General features: G+C 46.6%; 9 protein-coding genes, 1 pseudogene and 1 CRISPR repeat array (1 of these 11 cut by a window edge). Of the genes and pseudogenes, 5 read left to right on the top strand and 5 right to left on the bottom strand.

Annotation, left to right across the window (positions count from 1 at the left end; genetic code table 11):
• Positions 1–622: direct repeats of the CRISPR family, unit length 37 nt; unit sequence GTCGCAATCCTCTATAATCCCTATCAGGGATTGAAAC (it extends 646 nt beyond the left edge of the window).
• 209 nt (positions 623–831) lie between these two features.
• The 4 genes from pruA to trmB all read left to right on the top strand — a co-directional run bounded on the left by pruA (position 832) and on the right by trmB (position 9088).
• Entirely contained in the window at positions 832–3831 is a 3000-nt protein-coding gene (gene pruA / locus RLO19_RS01505) for an L-glutamate gamma-semialdehyde dehydrogenase (RefSeq protein WP_446353195.1), read from the top strand.
• Positions 3832–3965: 134 nt separating this feature from the next.
• The gene (locus tag RLO19_RS01500; protein WP_446353193.1) at positions 3966–6809 is read left to right on the top strand and encodes an ATP-binding protein; all 2844 of its coding nucleotides are present in this window, start codon (positions 3966–3968) and stop codon (positions 6807–6809) included.
• A gap of 39 nt (positions 6810–6848) precedes the next feature.
• Complete coding sequence (locus RLO19_RS01495) at positions 6849–8297, top strand: hybrid sensor histidine kinase/response regulator (protein ID WP_446353191.1); 1449 nt, start codon at positions 6849–6851, stop codon at positions 8295–8297.
• Positions 8298–8437: 140 nt separating this feature from the next.
• A complete protein-coding gene (gene trmB / locus RLO19_RS01490) occupies positions 8438–9088 on the top strand; it encodes a tRNA (guanosine(46)-N7)-methyltransferase TrmB (protein ID WP_446353189.1) in 651 nt (216 codons plus the stop codon).
• A gap of 979 nt (positions 9089–10067) precedes the next feature.
• Here the strand turns inward: trmB and RLO19_RS01485 are convergent.
• The 4 genes from RLO19_RS01485 to hemC all read right to left on the bottom strand — a co-directional run bounded on the left by RLO19_RS01485 (position 10068) and on the right by hemC (position 17194).
• The gene (locus tag RLO19_RS01485; protein WP_446353187.1) at positions 10068–12308 is read right to left on the bottom strand and encodes a transglycosylase domain-containing protein; all 2241 of its coding nucleotides are present in this window, start codon (positions 12306–12308) and stop codon (positions 10068–10070) included.
• Between the two features lie 517 nt (positions 12309–12825).
• Positions 12826–14160: a ribulose bisphosphate carboxylase small subunit gene (locus tag RLO19_RS01480; RefSeq protein ID WP_446353186.1), complete on the bottom strand. Its 1335-nt coding sequence runs from the start codon at positions 14158–14160 to the stop codon at positions 12826–12828.
• Positions 14161–15124: 964 nt separating this feature from the next.
• On the bottom strand, positions 15125–15898 hold the full coding sequence (locus RLO19_RS01475; protein ID WP_446353184.1) for a sporulation protein: 774 nt from the start codon (positions 15896–15898) through the stop codon (positions 15125–15127).
• 333 nt (positions 15899–16231) lie between these two features.
• On the bottom strand, positions 16232–17194 hold the full coding sequence (hemC, locus tag RLO19_RS01470) for a hydroxymethylbilane synthase (protein WP_446353182.1): 963 nt from the start codon (positions 17192–17194) through the stop codon (positions 16232–16234).
• 253 nt (positions 17195–17447) lie between these two features.
• Between hemC and RLO19_RS01465 the strand changes: the two genes are divergently transcribed.
• On the top strand, positions 17448–18446 hold the full coding sequence (locus tag RLO19_RS01465) for a cysteine peptidase family C39 domain-containing protein (RefSeq protein ID WP_446353181.1): 999 nt from the start codon (positions 17448–17450) through the stop codon (positions 18444–18446).
• Here the strand turns inward: RLO19_RS01465 and RLO19_RS01460 are convergent.
• Positions 18441–18565: pseudogene (locus RLO19_RS01460) on the bottom strand (RNA-guided endonuclease InsQ/TnpB family protein); the annotation flags it as partial. The gene RLO19_RS01465 and the pseudogene RLO19_RS01460 overlap by 6 nt on opposite strands.

The following is an 18565-nucleotide window of genomic DNA, read 5'->3' as shown; positions in this document are numbered from 1 at the left end:
GATCGTCGCAATCCTCTATAATCCCTATCAGGGATTGAAACTCAGCTTCAATCCAAGCCATCCTCTTCGTCAATATTTTGGTCGCAATCCTCTATAATCCCTATCAGGGATTGAAACCAAAAGGATGGGGAGTGGGATGATTCTCCCCCCCGTAGCAATCCTCTATAATCCCTATCAGGGATTGAAACGAGTTGCGACTTGACAAAAGCGTTTCCGACAATGACTGTCGCAATCCTCTATAATCCCTATCAGGGATTGAAACAATTATTCGTACAAGACATGACCGGGCTAATCCCGTCGCAATCCTCTATAATCCCTATCAGGGATTGAAACATCTATCAATCCGTGGCTGCTGGACGTAAAAACCGACGTCGCAATCCTCTATAATCCCTATCAGGGATTGAAACGAATCAAGAACCCCGTCGCTTTCCCTAATACAATAGTCGCAATCCTCTATAATCCCTATCAGGGATTGAAACCAATCTCATTCGTTTTAGCTGGGTATGAGCTAGAGTCGCAATCCTCTATAATCCCTATCAGGGATTGAAACCTTGTCCCCCCAAGCCGGAGGGAGGAAATTTTGGAGTCGCAATCCTCTATAATCCCTATCAGGGATTAAAACAAAACGTTGTACGGGCTTGGTAACCCATCAGTGTCAACTTAAGCTAAACCCCTCACCCCCAGCCCCTCTCCATCCCCCCTAGCCCCCCTTTGAAAGGGGGGAATGAGGGGAGAGGGGAGCAAGAGAGTCCGTGCACGATTGGCTCTAGCCGGATATAATAAAGAGTTCCAGATAAATGCTTTAGCCCAGAATTAGGAGTCTACCCGCCCGTGGTTGTACAAGTCGCCAATAGCATCTACGAAACCCAAACCACCGAAATCGCCAAACACCTCCTAGACGCCACTCGGCAAAAACGCTCCTTTTTTGCCCAAATGCGTGATCAAATGCGCTGGGATGATAAACTCCTAGCCTGGGCGATGAGTAATCCAGGTTTGCGGGTGCAGCTTTTTCGCTTCATTGATGCCTTACCCGCCCTGGGAAGTAAGACAGAAGTTGCCCGTCATTTGCAAGAATATTTGGGGGATGAATCTGTAGAACTCCCCGCCGCACTGAAAAATTTACTCAATTTTGCTAATCCTGACTCCATGCCGGGACAGTTGGCGGCTTCAACAGTATCCACCGCCGTGGAAACCCTGGCAAATAAGTATATCGCTGGGGCAACAATTAAGCAGGCAATTAAAACAATTGAACGCCTGCGGAAGGATAAGATGGCATTTACCCTAGATTTACTAGGGGAAGCCGTGATTACCGAAGCCGAAGCCCAGTCTTATCTGGAACGCTATCTGGATTTGATGGAACAACTTACCCAGGAAGCGAAAAATTGGTCAACGGTGTCGGAAATTGACGAAGCGGATGGGGAAGAATTATCACGAGTTCAAGTCTCGGTTAAGTTAACCGCATTCTATTCCCAATTTGACCCCCTAGATCCAGAGGGTAGCAAAAAACGGGTGTGCGATCGCATCCGGATTCTGTTACGTCGTGCAAAGGAATTGGGGGCGGCGGTTCACTTTGATATGGAACAGTATGTCTATAAAGACATGACTCTGGGCATTCTCAAGGAATTGTTGATAGAAGAGGAATTCCGCGATCGCACCGACTTAGGCATCACCCTGCAAGCCTATCTACAAGATAGTAAAAGGGATCTAAACGATATTATCACCTGGGCAAAACAACGTGGCAACCCCCTCACCGTGCGTCTAGTCAAAGGGGCATATTGGGATCAAGAAACGATTAAATCCTTACAAAACCATTGGCAACAACCCGTATATAACCAAAAAAGCGCCACCGATGCCAATTTCGAGGAAATGACCCAACTGTTGCTAGAAAATCACCAGTATCTCTATGCTGCCATAGGATCACATAACGTGCGATCGCAAGCCAAAGCCATCGCCATTGCTGAACAATTAAATATCCCCCGTCGCAACTTTGAAATGCAAGTCCTCTACGGAATGGGGGATCAACTAGCAAAAGCCTTAGTGCAACGGGGTCATCGGGTGCGGGTTTATGCGCCCTACGGGGAACTCTTACCCGGAATGGCATATCTAATTCGTCGCTTACTAGAAAATACCGCCAATAGTTCCTTCCTCCGCCAAAGTTTAGAAGAACGCCCCGTTGAAGAATTAATCGCACCCCCGGTTATCGCCGAGGAACCTGTAGAGACGTTGCATGCAACGTCTCTACAATTCCCTGGCGCGTCTCTACAATTCCCCAACGCCCCCGATACCGATTATGCCCAAGCCGAAGCCAGGGAAAAAGCCCAAACCGCCCTGGAAACTGTGCGCCAACAACTAGGAAAAACCTACTATCCCTTAATTAACGGCGACTATCAACCCACAACCGAAACCGTTGACTCCGTTAATCCCGCCAATCCTAGTGAAATTATCGGTAAAGTTGGGTTACTCTCCATTGAACAAGCCGAAACGGCATTAAACGCCGCCAAAGCCGCCTTTCCCGGATGGCGTCGCACCCCGGTAAAACAACGGGCGGATATTCTGCGTCAAGCGGCTAAGTTAATGGAAGGGCGCCGGGAAGAACTCTCTGCTTGGATATGCTTAGAAGTCGGCAAAGCCTTACGAGAAGCCGATGCGGAAGTCTCAGAAGCCATCGACTTTTGCCGTTACTATGGGGATGAAATGGAACGGCTGAACCAAGGGTATATCTATGATGTGGCTGGGGAAACCAATCGCTATGTCTACCAACCCAGAGGAATTGCAGTCGTTATTTCTCCCTGGAATTTCCCCTTGGCAATTGCGACAGGAATGACGGTAGCGGCGTTAGTCACGGGAAATTGTACCCTGCTTAAACCCGCCGAAACCTCATCCGTGATTGCAGCGAAACTGGCAGAAATATTAGTCGAAGCTGGAATTCCCCAGGGAGTGTTTCAATATGTTCCCGGTAAGGGTTCCCAGGTGGGGGCTTATATGGTGAAGCATCCAGATACTCATTTAATCGCCTTTACCGGTTCTCAAGAGGTGGGATGTCGGATTTATGCCGATGCTGCGATTGTACAACCGGGTCAAACTCACCTGAAACGGGTGATTGCGGAGATGGGGGGTAAGAATGCCATTATTGTGGATGAGAGTGCGGATCTGGATCAAGCCGTGGCAGGAGTGGTGAAGTCGGCATTTGGGTATAGTGGTCAAAAATGCTCTGCCTGTTCACGGGTAATCGTCCTCGACCCTATCCATGATACCGTAGTGGAACGATTAATCGAAGCCACGCGATCGCTCAATATTGGTGCGGCTGAATTAGCCAGTACACAAGTCGGACCGGTGATTGATGCTACTGCCAGAAATCGAATTCAGGACTATATTGAAAAAGGGCGGCAAGAGGCAGAAATTGCGGTGGAATGTGAAGTCCCGGAAACGGGTTATTTTGTTAGTCCAACTATTTTTACTAACGTTTCACCCGATGCCAAAATTGCCCAAGAAGAAATCTTTGGTCCGGTTGTAGCGGTGATTCGAGTCAAAGATTTTCAAGACGCCCTGGCTGTGGCAAATGGGACAAAATATGCCCTGACGGGAGGATTATATTCCCGCACACCGTCTCATATTGACCAAGCATCTACAGAGTTTGAAGTGGGCAATCTCTATATTAACCGCACAATTACGGGGGCAATTGTTTCGCGCCAACCCTTTGGCGGGTTTAAACTATCAGGGGTAGGTTCTAAGGCGGGAGGACCAGATTATTTACTCCAATTTTTAGAACCGCGCACGATTACCGAAAATATCCAGCGTCAGGGGTTTGCCCCAATTGAAGGAGTAGATTAAGCTGATGAAAATTCATTAAAGTAGCTCCCCGACTTCTTCAAGAAGTCGGGGAGCTGGTAAAAAGATTATCTTGACAGGTTAGGGTAGCATCTGAGTCATCAATCCACTCATTGCTCATAAACTAACAGTGACGGATGTTACCCAATTTTTTGCCAAAACCCTCTTTCAAAATGCCCCTGCGCCTCGTCCTTGTCGTTCCTTTCCTAGTGCAAATTACTGCTGCTGTAGGATTAACGGGCTGGCTTTCCTTACGCAATGGAGAAGAAGCGGTTAATGAACTTGCCAGTAATTTACGCCAAGAAATTGCTGCCCGGATTCAACAGAAACTCGACAGTTATTTGCAAATACCCCATGGGTTCAATCAACTGAATGCCAATCAGACTTGTTTGACTCAGTTAGAATTCGGCAGTTTAATCTATTGCCAGAAAATGTTTTGGCATCAGATGCAAGTTTTTCCCGTCAGTGCTACTGCCATCGCGACAGAAGATGGTAAATATATTGAAGTGGTGCGGCAAGAGAAGGAGGAATTTCAAATTCACCAGTCTATTAATTATACCAAAGATATTTATCAGGTGGATCGGCAAGGAAATCGGACAACGTTATTAGGAAAGAGTATCTATTATGATCACCGAAATCGACCTTGGTACAAAGAGGCGGTAAAAGCCGGTCAGCCAACCTGGAGTAAGGTTTTCCGCTATGAACATGAAGATACATTAGCAATTGCGGCGAGTATGCCCCTGTACCACGAGGATGATACGTTGCTGGGGGTAACCAGTACGATTCTGTCTCTGTCTCATATTGGGGAATTCCTAAAAAGTTTGAAAAGTAGTCAATTTGGACAGACGTTTATTTTAGAACCCAAGGGGAAGGGAACATTAGTCGCCACATCAATGAGTGAGGATACGGTTGTATCTAGTGATCATCATAAATCAGAGCGGAATGACTCGATTACCAGTGAAAACCCGCTGATTAAGGCGACGGCTGACTTTTTGGTGGGTAAATTTGGCAGCTTTGAGAATATAAAAGGGGAGTATCAGTTAGATTTTAAGCTAGATAATAAGAAGCAATTCGTGCAAGTTTTGCCTTTTCAAGATAATAAAGGACTGAATTGGTTAATTGTTGTCGTGGTGCCAGAAGATGAATTTATGGCACGTATCCACGCCAACACACGCCTGACAATTCGGCTCTGTGTGGGGGCGTTGATTTTCGCCACCCTGTTGGGATTATTTACCTCTCGTTGGATTAGTCAACCCATTTTACGATTAAGTGCGGCGTCTTACGCGATCGCGACTGGGGAACTTGATCAAAAAGTAAAAGTTGAAGGGATTTATGAACTGCGGATTTTATCCAAATCCTTTAACCAAATGGCGCAGCAGTTGCAAGAATCTTTTACCGCCCTAGAAAATGCCAAAGCGGAACTAGAATTGCGCGTCGAACAACGCACAGCAGAACTGAAAATGGCAAAAGAAGATGCGGATACGGCGAATAAAGCTAAGAGTGAATTTCTGGCAAATATGAGTCATGAATTGCGAACGCCACTGAATGGGGTGTTAGGATATGCCCAAATTCTTCAACGTTCAAAAACAATGAGCGATCGCGAACTTGATGGTATTCGCATCATCCATCAGTGCGGTTCTCATCTCTTGATGCTGATTAATGATATTCTCGACTTAGCGAAAATTGAAGCCAGGAAGATGGAACTTCATCATAGCGATATTTATTTTCCCTCGTTCCTGCGTGGTGTTGTGGAAATTTGCCGTATCCGGGCGGATGGGAAAGGCATTTCCTTTATCTATCAACCGACTTCACCCCTCCCCGCCGGTGTGCACGTAGACGAAAAGCGACTGAGACAAGTTCTGATTAACTTACTCAGCAACGCGATTAAGTTTACCGATACCGGAGGCGTTACCTTTAAAGTCGGATATGTAGAGAGTCAAGACAATCCAGGCATTGGGTTAAAGGATGAAATTAGCACAGACTTATTATCTAGTCAAGCCAAAAAATTCACCAATCCCCATCACCGAATTCGGTTTCAAATCGAAGATACAGGAGTGGGTATGAGTCCCGAACAGTTGCAGCGCATCTTTTTACCCTTTGAGCAAGTGAGCGATCGCAAACTTCAGGCAGAGGGAACTGGACTAGGTTTAGCAATTAGCCTAAAAATTGTACAGCTAATGGAAAGTACAATTCAAGTCCAAAGTGAATTAGGCAAAGGGAGTGTATTTACCGTAGATCTAGCCTTAAGAGAAGCCAAAGAATGGATGCAGGTAACCACCACCCCCACTCAGGGTAGAATTATTAGCTATCAGGGCAAATCACGCACAGTTCTCGTCGTCGATGATCGGTGGGAAAATCGTTCAGTTCTCGTCAATTTACTCGAACCTTTAGGATTTGAGGTGATTGAGGCGAATAACGGTAAAGAAGGATTGGATATCGCCATGACAGCATCGCCAGATCTGATCATTACCGACTTACTCATGCCGATTATGGACGGCTTTGAGATGATGCGACACATTCGCCAGTCCCAAAACGGGGAAAATATGCTAATTGTAGTATCGTCAGCCAGTGTTTTTGAAATGGATCGGCATCACAGTTTGGCAGCCGGGGGCAATGATTTTCTGCCCAAACCCGTTCAACTTGATGAGTTGCTGCGGACGTTACAGCGACATTTGGGACTGACATGGATTTACGAGTCCGCATCAGGGAATGGTAGTCAGTCAGTGGCTGTTAATATAACAACAACTGAGTCCAAAAAAATGGGCAAACCCGAAGCGATTATTTTTCCTGAAGAGGAACTAGATATCCTCTGGGATTTAGCCATGAAAGGTCGCATTAATCTTATACTGGAAAAAATTGATCGTATCGAACAATCAGATCAGAAGTTTGCTCCATTTGCTCAATATATTCGCCAACTCGCTAAAGGGTTTCAGCTCAAAAAAATAAGGGATTTTATCGCCAAAAATAGGTGCATTCACTAAGCCAAGTCCACAAGTCGCTAGCCATCATAAATTATATCCATGATTAACTCTAATTCGATGACGTTAAACCGGATAGAAAAACCCAACAACCCAATAGACAACTTAACTAAAACGATTATTTTAATTGTTGACGACAGTCCCAACAATCTAGAAATCATATCAGAAACCCTGACCAGCGCTGGTTTTGAAATTGCCGTTGCCCTTGATGGAGAAACCGCACTTGAACAGATTGCCTACGATCCACCAACCTTAATTTTGCTAGATGTGATGATGCCAGGAATGGACGGATTTGAAACCTGCCGTCGCCTGAAAGCTAATCCCGCCACTCAAGAGATTCCCATCGTTTTTATGACGGCTCTGACGGATACAATTGATAAAGTTAAGGGTTTAAATTTAGGCGCAGTAGACTATATCACCAAACCCTTTCAGCAGGAAGAAGTATTAGCACGAGTTAAGGTGCATTTGAAACTGCGAACCTTAACTAAAACCCTAGAAGAACAAAATACACGACTGATCCAGGAAGTTGAACAACGAGCTAAAGCAGAAGCCGACTTGCAAACATTAACTCAGGAATTGGAACAACGGGTGGAAGAACGGACGAATCAACTTGCCCAAGCCCTAAACAATTGGCAACAAGCCCAAGCCATGCTGGTTCAAAGTGAAAAAATGTCTAGTTTGGGACAAATGATCACCGGCGTTGCCCATGAAATTAATAATCCCATTAGTTCGATTCATGGTAATTTAAGCTGTGCGGGTGAATATAGCAGAGACTTACTCCAACTCCTGCACCTCTATACTCAACATTATCCGAATCCAGTTCCAGAAATTCAAGCTAAATCGAAAGAAATTGACCTAAATTTTCTGATCAAAGACTTTCCCAAAACATTTCAATCGATGGAATTGGGCATCGAACGCATTTGCCAAATCATTAAAAGCTTGCGGAATATCTCCCGCCTCGACGCGGGTGAAATGATGATGATTGATTTGCACGAGGGGTTAGATAGTACCCTGGTTCTCTTGCAACATAGAATCAAACCCTCCGGGAAACATTTAGGGATTCAAGTGATTAAAGAATACGGCAAATTACCGCCCATTGAATGCTATCCTGGACGCCTGAGTCAAGTATTTATGAATATTTTGGCGAATGCGATTGATGCGTTAGAGGAAGCAGAATTTAGAAAGCAAAATTCAGCGGGAATTTCAGATAGGGACAAAACCTCAACTCCTCCCACTATCTGGATTCGTACCGGAGTGATTGATCACCAGCGAGTAGAAATCTGTATTTCTGACAATGGACCCGGTATCCCTGAACAGATTCAAGAAAAGCTATTCCAAGCCTTTTTCACGACAAAACCCTTTGGCAAAGGAACCGGGTTAGGATTATCGATTAGTCATGAGATTGTAGTGGAAAAACACGGGGGGAAATTACGTTGTATGTCCCAACCGGGAAAGGGCGCCGAGTTTATTATTGAACTTCCCGTTGGTTAATAAATGTAGAGACGTTCCATGGAACGTCTCTACAATTGGCGTTGTGCGGGTATATTTGCCTTTGGGAATCATCAAACCCGCCCCGAAAAAATCAATCCCCAATCCCCTGATCTAAAATGTCAAAAAAGGAGGTGAAACAATTGCCGAGAATTCGCGTGCGCCAACATGTCAATCCATTGAGTAAAAAATACCTAACTCCGATAACGCCTCCCCACTGGGAAAAGGTTTACAATCAACCCATGCAACCGCTGCATCTGGATATAGGAAGTGCTAGGGGTGAGTTTTTGCTAGAAATGGCAACCCGGCAACCGGATTGGAATTTTCTGGGATTAGAAATTCGGGAACCTTTAGTTGAGCAAGCCCAAGAATCCGTGGCTGAGTTAAGATTAAGTAATGTTCATTTTATATTTTGCAATGTCGATAACTCATTAGTACCGATTTTAGAATCTTTACCCCAGGGAGTATTAAAGCGGGTGACGATTCAATTTCCTGATCCGTGGTTCAAAAAACGCCATGAAAAACGCCGTGTGGTTAAGCCAGAATTGGTGAATACGTTGGCAAAATACTTAAAAGAAGGGGGCGAAACCCTGATTCAATCTGACGTGGAAACCGTAGCCAAAGAAATGCGCGATCGCTTTACCGAGAATCCCGCCTTTCAACCTCAAGGAAGCGAATGGTTAGCCACGAATCCTCTACCCGTTCCCACCGAACGAGAAACCTATACAATATCCTGCGGAAAACCCGTTTATCGGGCGTTATTTAGCCGAAAATGTAGGGATGTAGGGGCGTAGGGGCGTAGGGGCGTAGAAATGTAGGGGTGTAGGGGCGTAGAAATGTAGGGGCGTAGAAATGTAGGGTGCAAAATTTGAGGATGTGTCGGATCAGGTTACTCCCCAAATGCTTCGCCCATAATCGTTTATCCGAAGGGATATAACCACAAGCATTTATCAAATTAATGATCCCTTTGTGCGAGAGAAAGACAGGCAAATAAATCCTCGGCAATTAGCAATTGAAATCATTATCAAACAATATCCCACACATCCCCAGACTCTACCCTTGCTGCGCGACAGAGCCGAAGATGATCCTGATGATAAAGTTAGGGAGTTTGCTCAGAATAAATTGGCACAATTAGAGAATAAAAGGAGCTAGATAGAATATAATATTAGCAGTAAAATCAATTTACATTATCCAATTGAAACCTGTTAAAATTCACCTATTGCACCATTTTCAGTCAGCCCCAGCCTCCGCCAAGAATTCAAATTCTTGGCTCATAGCTCAAGTCCATTAAAATGGAATAAAAGTTGTATCCTCCTCCAGTAGGTTGGGTAGAGCGTAAGCGTTACCCAACAGAATAAAACCCTGTAGAGACGTTGCATGCAACGTCTCTACATTGAATAAATATCGACCCGAACATCTGTAGGGGCGGGTTTTACCGATAACATGCCTTCAAAAACTGGTAACGTATGTAAACCCGCCCTGTTTCTGGAGTTATCAATTTGTGCAAGCGGATTGCCCCTACATGAGAACCAAGATGCTCGCATTACTGGCGTGGCACACCTAATTTAGTGGATTAGCCTTATACCCAGAAAACTTATAAGATTAGGTGATCCCATCCCCTACTACGAACCTACTGGACTGACACAGCTAAAATTGTGGAATAGATTTGACGGTGAAATTGGGCGCACACCGTGCGCCCCTACAATACTAATCCACCATTTTAGGTGTGCCACACTACTACAATTAAGGCACTAAAGTGCCTACTACGAACAATTACTGCACCACTTCCCGCATATACCGATTCCATAATTGTGCGGCTTGGGCGCTACTTCCCCGTGTGGGTGAGTTATCGTCATTGCCTAACCAAATCCCGGTGACTAACTCCCGACTGGGTATAAAACCAATAAACCATAAATCTACATACCGATCCGTGGTTCCGGTTTTCCCCGCTTCTCCTAAACCGATCGCGGCGGAACCGCCTGTGCCATTTTGCACCACCCCCCGCAACATCGTGGTCATTGTCTGGGCAACCGCAGGGGCTACCGCTTTAACCCCCCCTTCCCCATTTTCCTCAAATTCATAGATTACCCGACAGGTGTTCGGATCATTCTGATCGGCACAATCCCCACTATCGAGAATCCGTTTAATCCCATGGGGAGGATTCCACACCCCATCATTCGCGATCGCGCTATACGATCCAGTAATCTCTAACACATTCACTTCACTTTGTCCAATTGCCAACCGGGGAACCGGCTCAAGCTTTGAGCGAATTCCTAATCGTCGCGCCGTATCTACCACATTCCCTAATCCAGCATCCATTGCCACCCGCACCGCAATCACATTCTCTGATTGCGCCAAACCCGTGTACATATTCACCGCACCCCCGGAACGTTCACACCCACGTAAACCATAAGCTGGGGCGCAGGAGTAGGTTTTTCCCGGTGGAATCCCTTGGGCTAAGGCGGCGGTGTACTCAAACAGTTTAAATGTCGAACCCGGTTGTCGTTGGGCTTGAGTTGCTCGATTAAACTGGCTTTGTTGGTAATCAACACCCCCCACCATCGCCCGAATCGAGCTATCTGTGGTATCTAGAGTCACCATCGCCCCTTGAGAAAAGCGTAATTGCGAACCCGTGGTACTAACAAAACTACGCAGCGCTGATTCTGCCTTTGCCTGAGTCTGCAAGTTTAGCGTTGTTTCCACAATAAAGTTCCCTTCTTGCGCCAACTCCGTACCCAGTAAATCCCGCAGTTCCTCAAACACATAATTATAGAAATAGGGGGCTTTGGTGCTATTGAGGAATTCACGGGCTTGAGGGCTTACCTCAATTCGCGATCGCCTTGCCCGTTGTGCTTCCTCATCACTAATCATTCCCATTCCCCGCATCCGGCTAATTACCCGATTTCGCAACCCCAACGCCGTATCATAATCCTGAACCGGATTATAACTATTCGGTGCTGGCAAAATCGCCACCAGCGTGGCGGCTTCGGAAAGGGTTACATCTTTTGCCGATTTATCGAAATAAAATTGGGCAGCATCTTCAAACCCATAAGCTTCTACCCCTAGATAGATGCGGTTTAAATAGGTCCTTAAAATCTCATCCTTACTGTAAAATGTCTCCAGCTTCAGTGCCACAATCGCTTCCCGGAGTTTCCGGGCAGCACTATTATCTCGTCCCACATATTCGGTAAACAAACTGCGAGCAACCTGTTGACTAATCGTACTCGCCCCTTCTTTGATTCCACCCCCGCGAATATTCCGGACTAACGCCCGCAAAATTCCATAAGGATCGACACCAAAATGCCAATAATAACGGCTATCTTCCGAAGCCACTAAAGCTTTGGGTAGATAGGGTGAAAAATCCGATAACCGTTTTAGTTCTCGGTGAACCTCAGTACGCGGTTGACGCAAGGGAACCTGATCACGAGAATAGACGACAACGGGTCCTTGAACCCCACTGGGTAGGGGGCGCACCGGGACTTTTAACCATTCAATCCCAATAATTAAGGCAATTAACGCGGTTAATCCACCCACCCCATAGAGGCTGTAACGAATACCGAGAATATACCAAGGCGGCGGATCAACATATTGTAGTTTCACCGAGGCGGCTAATTCCGGTGGACCAATGGTAAGAATATCCCCGTGGCGCAAGGCTAAACACGGTAGGCGGCGTCTACCGCGATAAATACCATTAGTGGAATTTTCATCTTTGAGAATAAACGTTCTACCCGATCGCCCATAGCGTTCCAATGACAAATGAATCTGACTCACCACTGGGTTTCGCACCACAATATCGCAGGATTTAGAACTGCGCCCCAGCAAATAGCGATCGCCGAGTAGGGGGTATACTTCCGCCTTATCCGCACCTGCATCTTGCACCCACAGTTCTGGCACTTTGGCATTCGGCTTTAGCGCCAGTGCTTCAAAGTTAACTTTGGCTTGAATCGTCTGAACAGCCTGAGTCAACTGACCTAGAATGGTTTTCGGCGGTTGGGGAGGTTTGGGAGAATTCATTTCCTCGTGGATGGTATTAAATCGGGTGTCTTGTGCCTGGTTTAGCGTTCATGGTTCATTGTTCATCGTTCATCGGGTTGTTCGGGAGAATGACGTTGCCTGAGAACTTCTACATTACAATTTAGCGTGTTTGAGGGAAGCTGGGGAATTAAGTCAATTGTAGGGGCGGGTTTAGCCATTCAATGAGTTTGTCGCTGATAAGTGATCAACAAAACCCGCCCTTATACCTAGGTTGGGGGGGGTTTAGCCATTCAATGAGTTTGTCAATTGTAGGGGCGGGCGCGAGCCATTCAATGGGTTTGTCACCAATAAGTGATCAACAAAACCCGCCCTTATACCTAGGTTGGGGCGGGCGCGAGTCGCATCCCTTGTGAGGGAAGAAACGATAGTAGTGAAACCCGCCCCTACATTTAGAAAGGGCGGGTTTGAAGTAAGGTGATCATCAATAGCGAAACGAAAGCACATAAACCCGCCCCTACAAATCATGCCCTCAAAGGTCGTAAAGGGTTCCCTCATCCTAACTTGGTTTCTGAATAACCGTTTCCAGAACTCGCCGCTTGGCTTTGGGGTCAATACCAATTAACCGCACATATTCATTATTATGCTCAGCAAGGCGTTCGGCTAAAGTCAGGATCACCTCTGATGCTTCATCTCCTTGGAATGTGCCATCACTTTTCCAGGCATTGGTGCGAAAGCGCCGCTCATTGGCATATTCTAAACTGAGACGATAGCCTTGGGCTAAGAGTTCGCGAATCTGCTGCTGGATACCTAAATCTAAGGGTGTGGTGGGTTCTGAGGGTTGAGGTGTCTTGGGGTTGACTCTAGTCTCGGCAATTGCTTCATCTCTTGAACTGTCCCGACGTTCAAGGGTGCGGGGTTCTTGTGCTAAACCGTTTCCTTGTCTGTGTGTTTGGGTGTTATTTTGACCTGTTAATTGCCGTGCTGGAGGTATCTCTATGGCAGGGCTTTCGCGCAGTGCTTTATTATATTCTCGAACTAATCCCATCTCCTCGACTTGTTTTTGTTCGCCGATCATCACCTGACCGAATTCGATTAAGTGAGAGATATCAAAATTCGGCTTTTCAAATTCAGGAGGCGCTTCTGTACTGCGAACTACGCGAAAGGAAACTTTATCGAGTCCGACATCATGGATGAAGTGGAGAATCTGTTGGTCATAAATCCGCGATCGCAAGGCGCTAAAAAAGTCAATGGCTTGATTGGGGAAATGCTCCACCAGTTGTTCTATATCCCGTCGGGATAGTTCATCTGCGGCAAAAATCCCGCCAATAATACCAATGCGTTCCTCTCGATTCGGTTCCCAGTAATATTTTTCCATACGACCTTCTCGAATTAAAGGCGCATAGAGGGTGGAGAAGTCGTTCCCAGTTACGATAATTGGGACGCGATGCAGGGGATTGGCGTCATAACTACCAGGGAGTTGCACGTCGGTGGGATGGTCTGCAATATTCATTAATGTGGCGCTGACGAGTTGAGTATTGACCGTGTATTGAGTGGTGCGGTCAAAGCGTCCTACCCCTGCATCCAAGTCATTAATCATTAAAGCGCACATTTTCCCCTGTACCTTGATCATTTCGGCGGCTTCTCGATAACGCAGGCGAATCAGACGCGCCGGATCACCTGCATCCGGACTTTCCAATTCACCGCCAGAGATATGGATGACACCAATCCCCATTTGTTCAAAGACTAACTCGCATTGGAAGGATTTGCCTTCTCCCTTGCGTCCATGAATGCCTAGAATTAGAGGAACCCGTACCCCTTCTAACTCTAGATAGTTTTTGGTAATGTGAACCGCCAGTTTATCCCGGAAGCTGGGCGCGATGTAGTAGGTCATGAATCGAGAGGTCTTTGTGCGATCGGTAGTCTTTTATCTTACCGTACCCATACTCCTAGAATAGATTGGCATTGCCGGGGCGTCTGTGGGAGCGTAATTATCCTGGCGCGTAGGGGCGCACCGACGTGCATTGGTGTCAACTTAAGCGCCAAAAGCAGGGGGAGCAGGGGAAGCAGGGGAAGCAGGGGGAGCAGGGGGAGCAGGGGAAGCAGGGGGAGCAAGAGAATGCTCTTGCGGATTGGTCTTTTTCCTGTAATAGCTTAGGGAGAAAGCAAAACGCCCCAGTTTGTGTCGAACGGCTCGAAACAATAATTGGTAAGGGTTGTGGCTTAAGTTGACACGCATGACCGACGTGCGCCCAACCAGAACCGACGTGCGCCCAACACCATTAGCCTCACCAGCGAGTCTCTGAGTCTGGGTGAACGACGCTCTAAGCCTGGGTGAACAACACTCTGAGTCTGGGTGAACGACGCTCTAAGCCTGGGTGAACGACGCTCTAAGCCTAGGTGAACGACGCTGTGAGCCTCGTGAATGAGTCTCTGAGTCTGGGTAAACGACGCTGTGAGCCTGGGTGAACAACATTCTAAGCCTAGGTAAACGACGCTGTGAGCCTCGTGAATGAGTCTCTGAGTCTAGGTAAACGACGCTGTGAGCCTCGTGAATGAGTCTTTTAGCCTAGGTGAACAACGCTGTGAGCCTCGTGAATGAGTCTTTTAGCCTCACCGATACAATTCCTCAACCACCCCAACCTCAATTACACCGTCACTTGATACGCCATCCGCTACAGTTGACAGTCGCGGTCATCCTTTAACCGGTTTCGTTAGCCCGTCTAACTCTGGCAGATTTCGGGTAATGACTGCTACGATTTCCTCCCAACCTGTCGAACCCGTTAACTTAAAATAAGACGTTGCATGCAACGTCTCTACATGGATTGGCGTCTCTAGAAGGTTTTTGCATTCGGCTATTAACTTAAGTAACTTTGAATCGTACCCGCTAAAATAGCCTCAACATCCGTCACCGGACCTGTCAGATAATCTGATGAAATCTGAACCTGGGCATAGCGTTCATCCAGATCAAACGCTTCTTGCAGAAAACCACCAAAACCCCGCGCCCGTTTGTCGATTTCTAGGAAAACATTTAATAAGGTGTCTGATTGCAGGGAAAACACGATTTCCAGTTCATCTAAATATCCCTGATACCGACCAATCGGTCGAAATTCAAATTCTTGGACAAAGGGAACATTGCCGCCTAAGTAAGGATTATATTCACAATCTACTTTATGAAGTTGAAACCCCAGATTTTTGCCGGCTTCTAGCACCAGTTCCATTAAGGGATGGGGACGCACCTCGATATAATCGGTGTCTTTCGGATCAATTGCCAGGGAAATATCCAACCCAGTCCGAACATAAACGGGTTGATGTCCCAGCGTCAGTGGCGTTTCATAAGGAAGTGGGAAGGAAAAGGGGATAACTTTGGTTTCTTTGGGTTGCAACTTGAAGCGTTCACTCAGGCGATACTTGACTAATTCGCAGGTTTCTGTCGCTGTCGTCTCTTCATATTCCCGTTTGTATTCAGTCTCGACGTAGAGGTAAATATCATCAATGTCTTGGGAACTATCTCCACCGGTAATATGAACATCTCCCTTGAGTATTTCGCCTGGAAGCAAGGATTCTGTCGATAGGCGAGTATCAACGGTGGCGGCGCCAATTCCTACTCTGGCTAGAAATTTTTTAAACATGGCTCTGACCGGGTTTTTGTCGGGATAATACTCTACTATAAGCCAAGGAGAACTTGAAATGCATCTATCTCAAGGTTTGGTTAATCATATTGCCAAGATTTTAATTGTATTCTGTTAGTTGAATGAACCATTAATTACTTAGAGAACTAAAAGGGGAACAGAGCCTAAAAGGGCATTCCCAGGCTTTGCCTGGGAACGAGGGGGAACAGAGCCTAAAAGGGCATTCCCAGGCTTTGCCTGGGAACGAGGGGGAACAACGAGGGGGAACAGAGCCTCAAAGGGCATTCCCAGGCTTTGCCTGGGAACGAGGGGGAGGGCACGAGGCGTACTATCCTACCGCGTTTGAGCGAAGATTTCGTCTAATATCTCTTGCGCTCCTTGCTGACGTAAATGTTGAGCGAGTTTAATCCCTAATGCTTCCGCCTGAGTCCCATCGCCGGTCATGGTATCTTTGATCAGGGTTTTCCCATCTAAACTGGCAACCATACCTGTGAGGATGAGGGTATTCCCCGTGATCTGTGTATCTACGCCAATGGGTGCTTGACAACCGCCTTCGAGTTGCCGTAAAAATGCCCGTTCTGCATAACAGCGTTGCGTGGTGGGGGAATGTTCAATGACTTTGAGTAAATTCAAGATTTCTTGATCCTCCCCTCGACATTCTATGCCCAAGGCTCCTTGTCCAACGGCATGTAGAGAAATATCGGAGGGTATAACTTGGTGGATGCGATCGCTCATATCCAATCGTTTTAACCCGGCGGCGGCTAAAATCAAAGCGTCAAACTCCCCAGCATCGAGTTTGGCGAGTCGGGTGTTGAGATTTCCGCGAATATCTTTAAACGCGAAATGGGGGAAATGGTGGCGCAATTGTGCCAAACGCCGCAGGGATGATGTGCCAATCACCGCACCTTCGGGAAGGGTATCCAGTTGCTTGTCTTGGTGTTTGGCGTGAACCACTAAAGCGTCGGCTGGGTTTTCTCGTTGTGTCACACACCCCAAGACTAATCCTTCTGGTAACGTGGTGGGCAAATCCTTGAGGGAATGCACGGCTAAATCAATCTCCTGATTCAGCATCCCTACTTCTAATTCTTTGGTAAAGAGTCCCTTATCGCCAATCTTGGAGAGTGCCACATCCAAGATTTTATCCCCATGGGTACTCATGGTCTGGACTTCAAAGTGCCGATCGGGGTAGTGTTTTTGTAGTTGTTCCTGTACCCAATAGGTTTGCACCAGAGCCAATTGGCTTTTGCGGGAACCGATCCGAATCGTGCGAGCAGGACTGGTAACAGTGGAGGACATAGAGCGATCGCGTCAAACAAGTATAAAGAGTCACCTACTCTAGCCTACCGCAGTTTGGTCACTCGTCATTTATCATTTGTCCTTTGTCACTTTTCCCTGTTCCCTGTTTCCTAGTCATCAGCCTTGCATAAGCCTAACCCAGTTAGAAATATAAGTTAGTAGACTCCACTCGCCACAGATTTACTACCCATACAGCCGCTTTCTTTGGTGAGTGAAATTGGGCTTAAGACAAGCTGCTGTTCTCTCAAAGATAATGAACACTTCGATCAAACCCCCTCACCTATTTCTCGCTGCTTATGGGATGGCGATATCTCTCACGATTTGGGCAATCCAATCCGATTCCTACACTGTCTTTATTGCCTTGATTTGCGTCATCTCCTCCATTATTGGTGCCAATTTAGCCTATCGTTTGGTAATGGGGGGCATCACCTTAGATACCATCGACAACGCCCTGAAACATCATCAGCGACTGGTTCATATCATTCTATTTGGGATGGCTGCGATCGCGACAAGTTTGGCTTCACTGATTCTGCTACAAGGTGTCAAGGTTACAGATTTAGCCATTTTTGCCACAAATCTGCCATTACCCCACTGGATTCCGACAATTATTTTACTTTATATTGCAGAATATCTAAACCTATTTGTTCTCGGATTAGGATGTTTTGCTCTGGGATTGGTTGTGTTTTTTGTCGGATTTGGTCGGGGAACGTCTCAACCTTTACCTTTATTAATAGCTACCGTTATTGGCATGATACTGCCATTAGCTATATTTAGCTATTACCTACTCCCTGTCACAGGAATGCTGGGCGAACCCTTTGTGGTTGAGGGCGTGGTGCGACAAACCACCTCTCACACCTGCGCCCCTGCTAGCATTGCGACTCTGGCTCGTTGGGTAGGCTTATATCCCAGTTTATCAGAGCGGGATGTGGTTCAACTGACGCATACCAATCGATTGGGAACGACTGTTTTAGCAGAAATTCGGGCAATGCGTCAGCTAGGATTCGCGCCAAACTATCAGCGTCAGTTAACTATAGCGGATCTGATAACCATCAATCAACCTGCTGTTCTCAGTGTTAATGAAGATGTGGATGGCGTCATCTTTTTACACGCTGTTGCCTTATTATCTATCAATCCTGAATCACAAACTGTAACACTTGGCAACCCTCTGTATGGACGTCAGGTAAAAACCTTTGACCATATTAACGGCTATTGGACAGGTGATGCTGTGTTTTTGACACTCCCCGCCCTATAAGAGCGGGGATTCTTCCGTCATAGGGATTCCAGTGAATTTACCCTCAGAAAGCATCTTGACCGTGTGTCCCACGGCTGCAAGTCCACGAATACAGACTACTTGAGCGGCTGCAACGTCTC

The sequence above is a fragment of the Coleofasciculus sp. G2-EDA-02 genome (genome assembly GCF_040226375.1).
Taxonomy (GTDB): domain Bacteria; phylum Cyanobacteriota; class Cyanobacteriia; order Cyanobacteriales; family Coleofasciculaceae; genus Coleofasciculus.
Note: the sequence above shows the minus strand (reverse complement) of the source record. Positions and strands in the feature narration are given on the sequence as shown.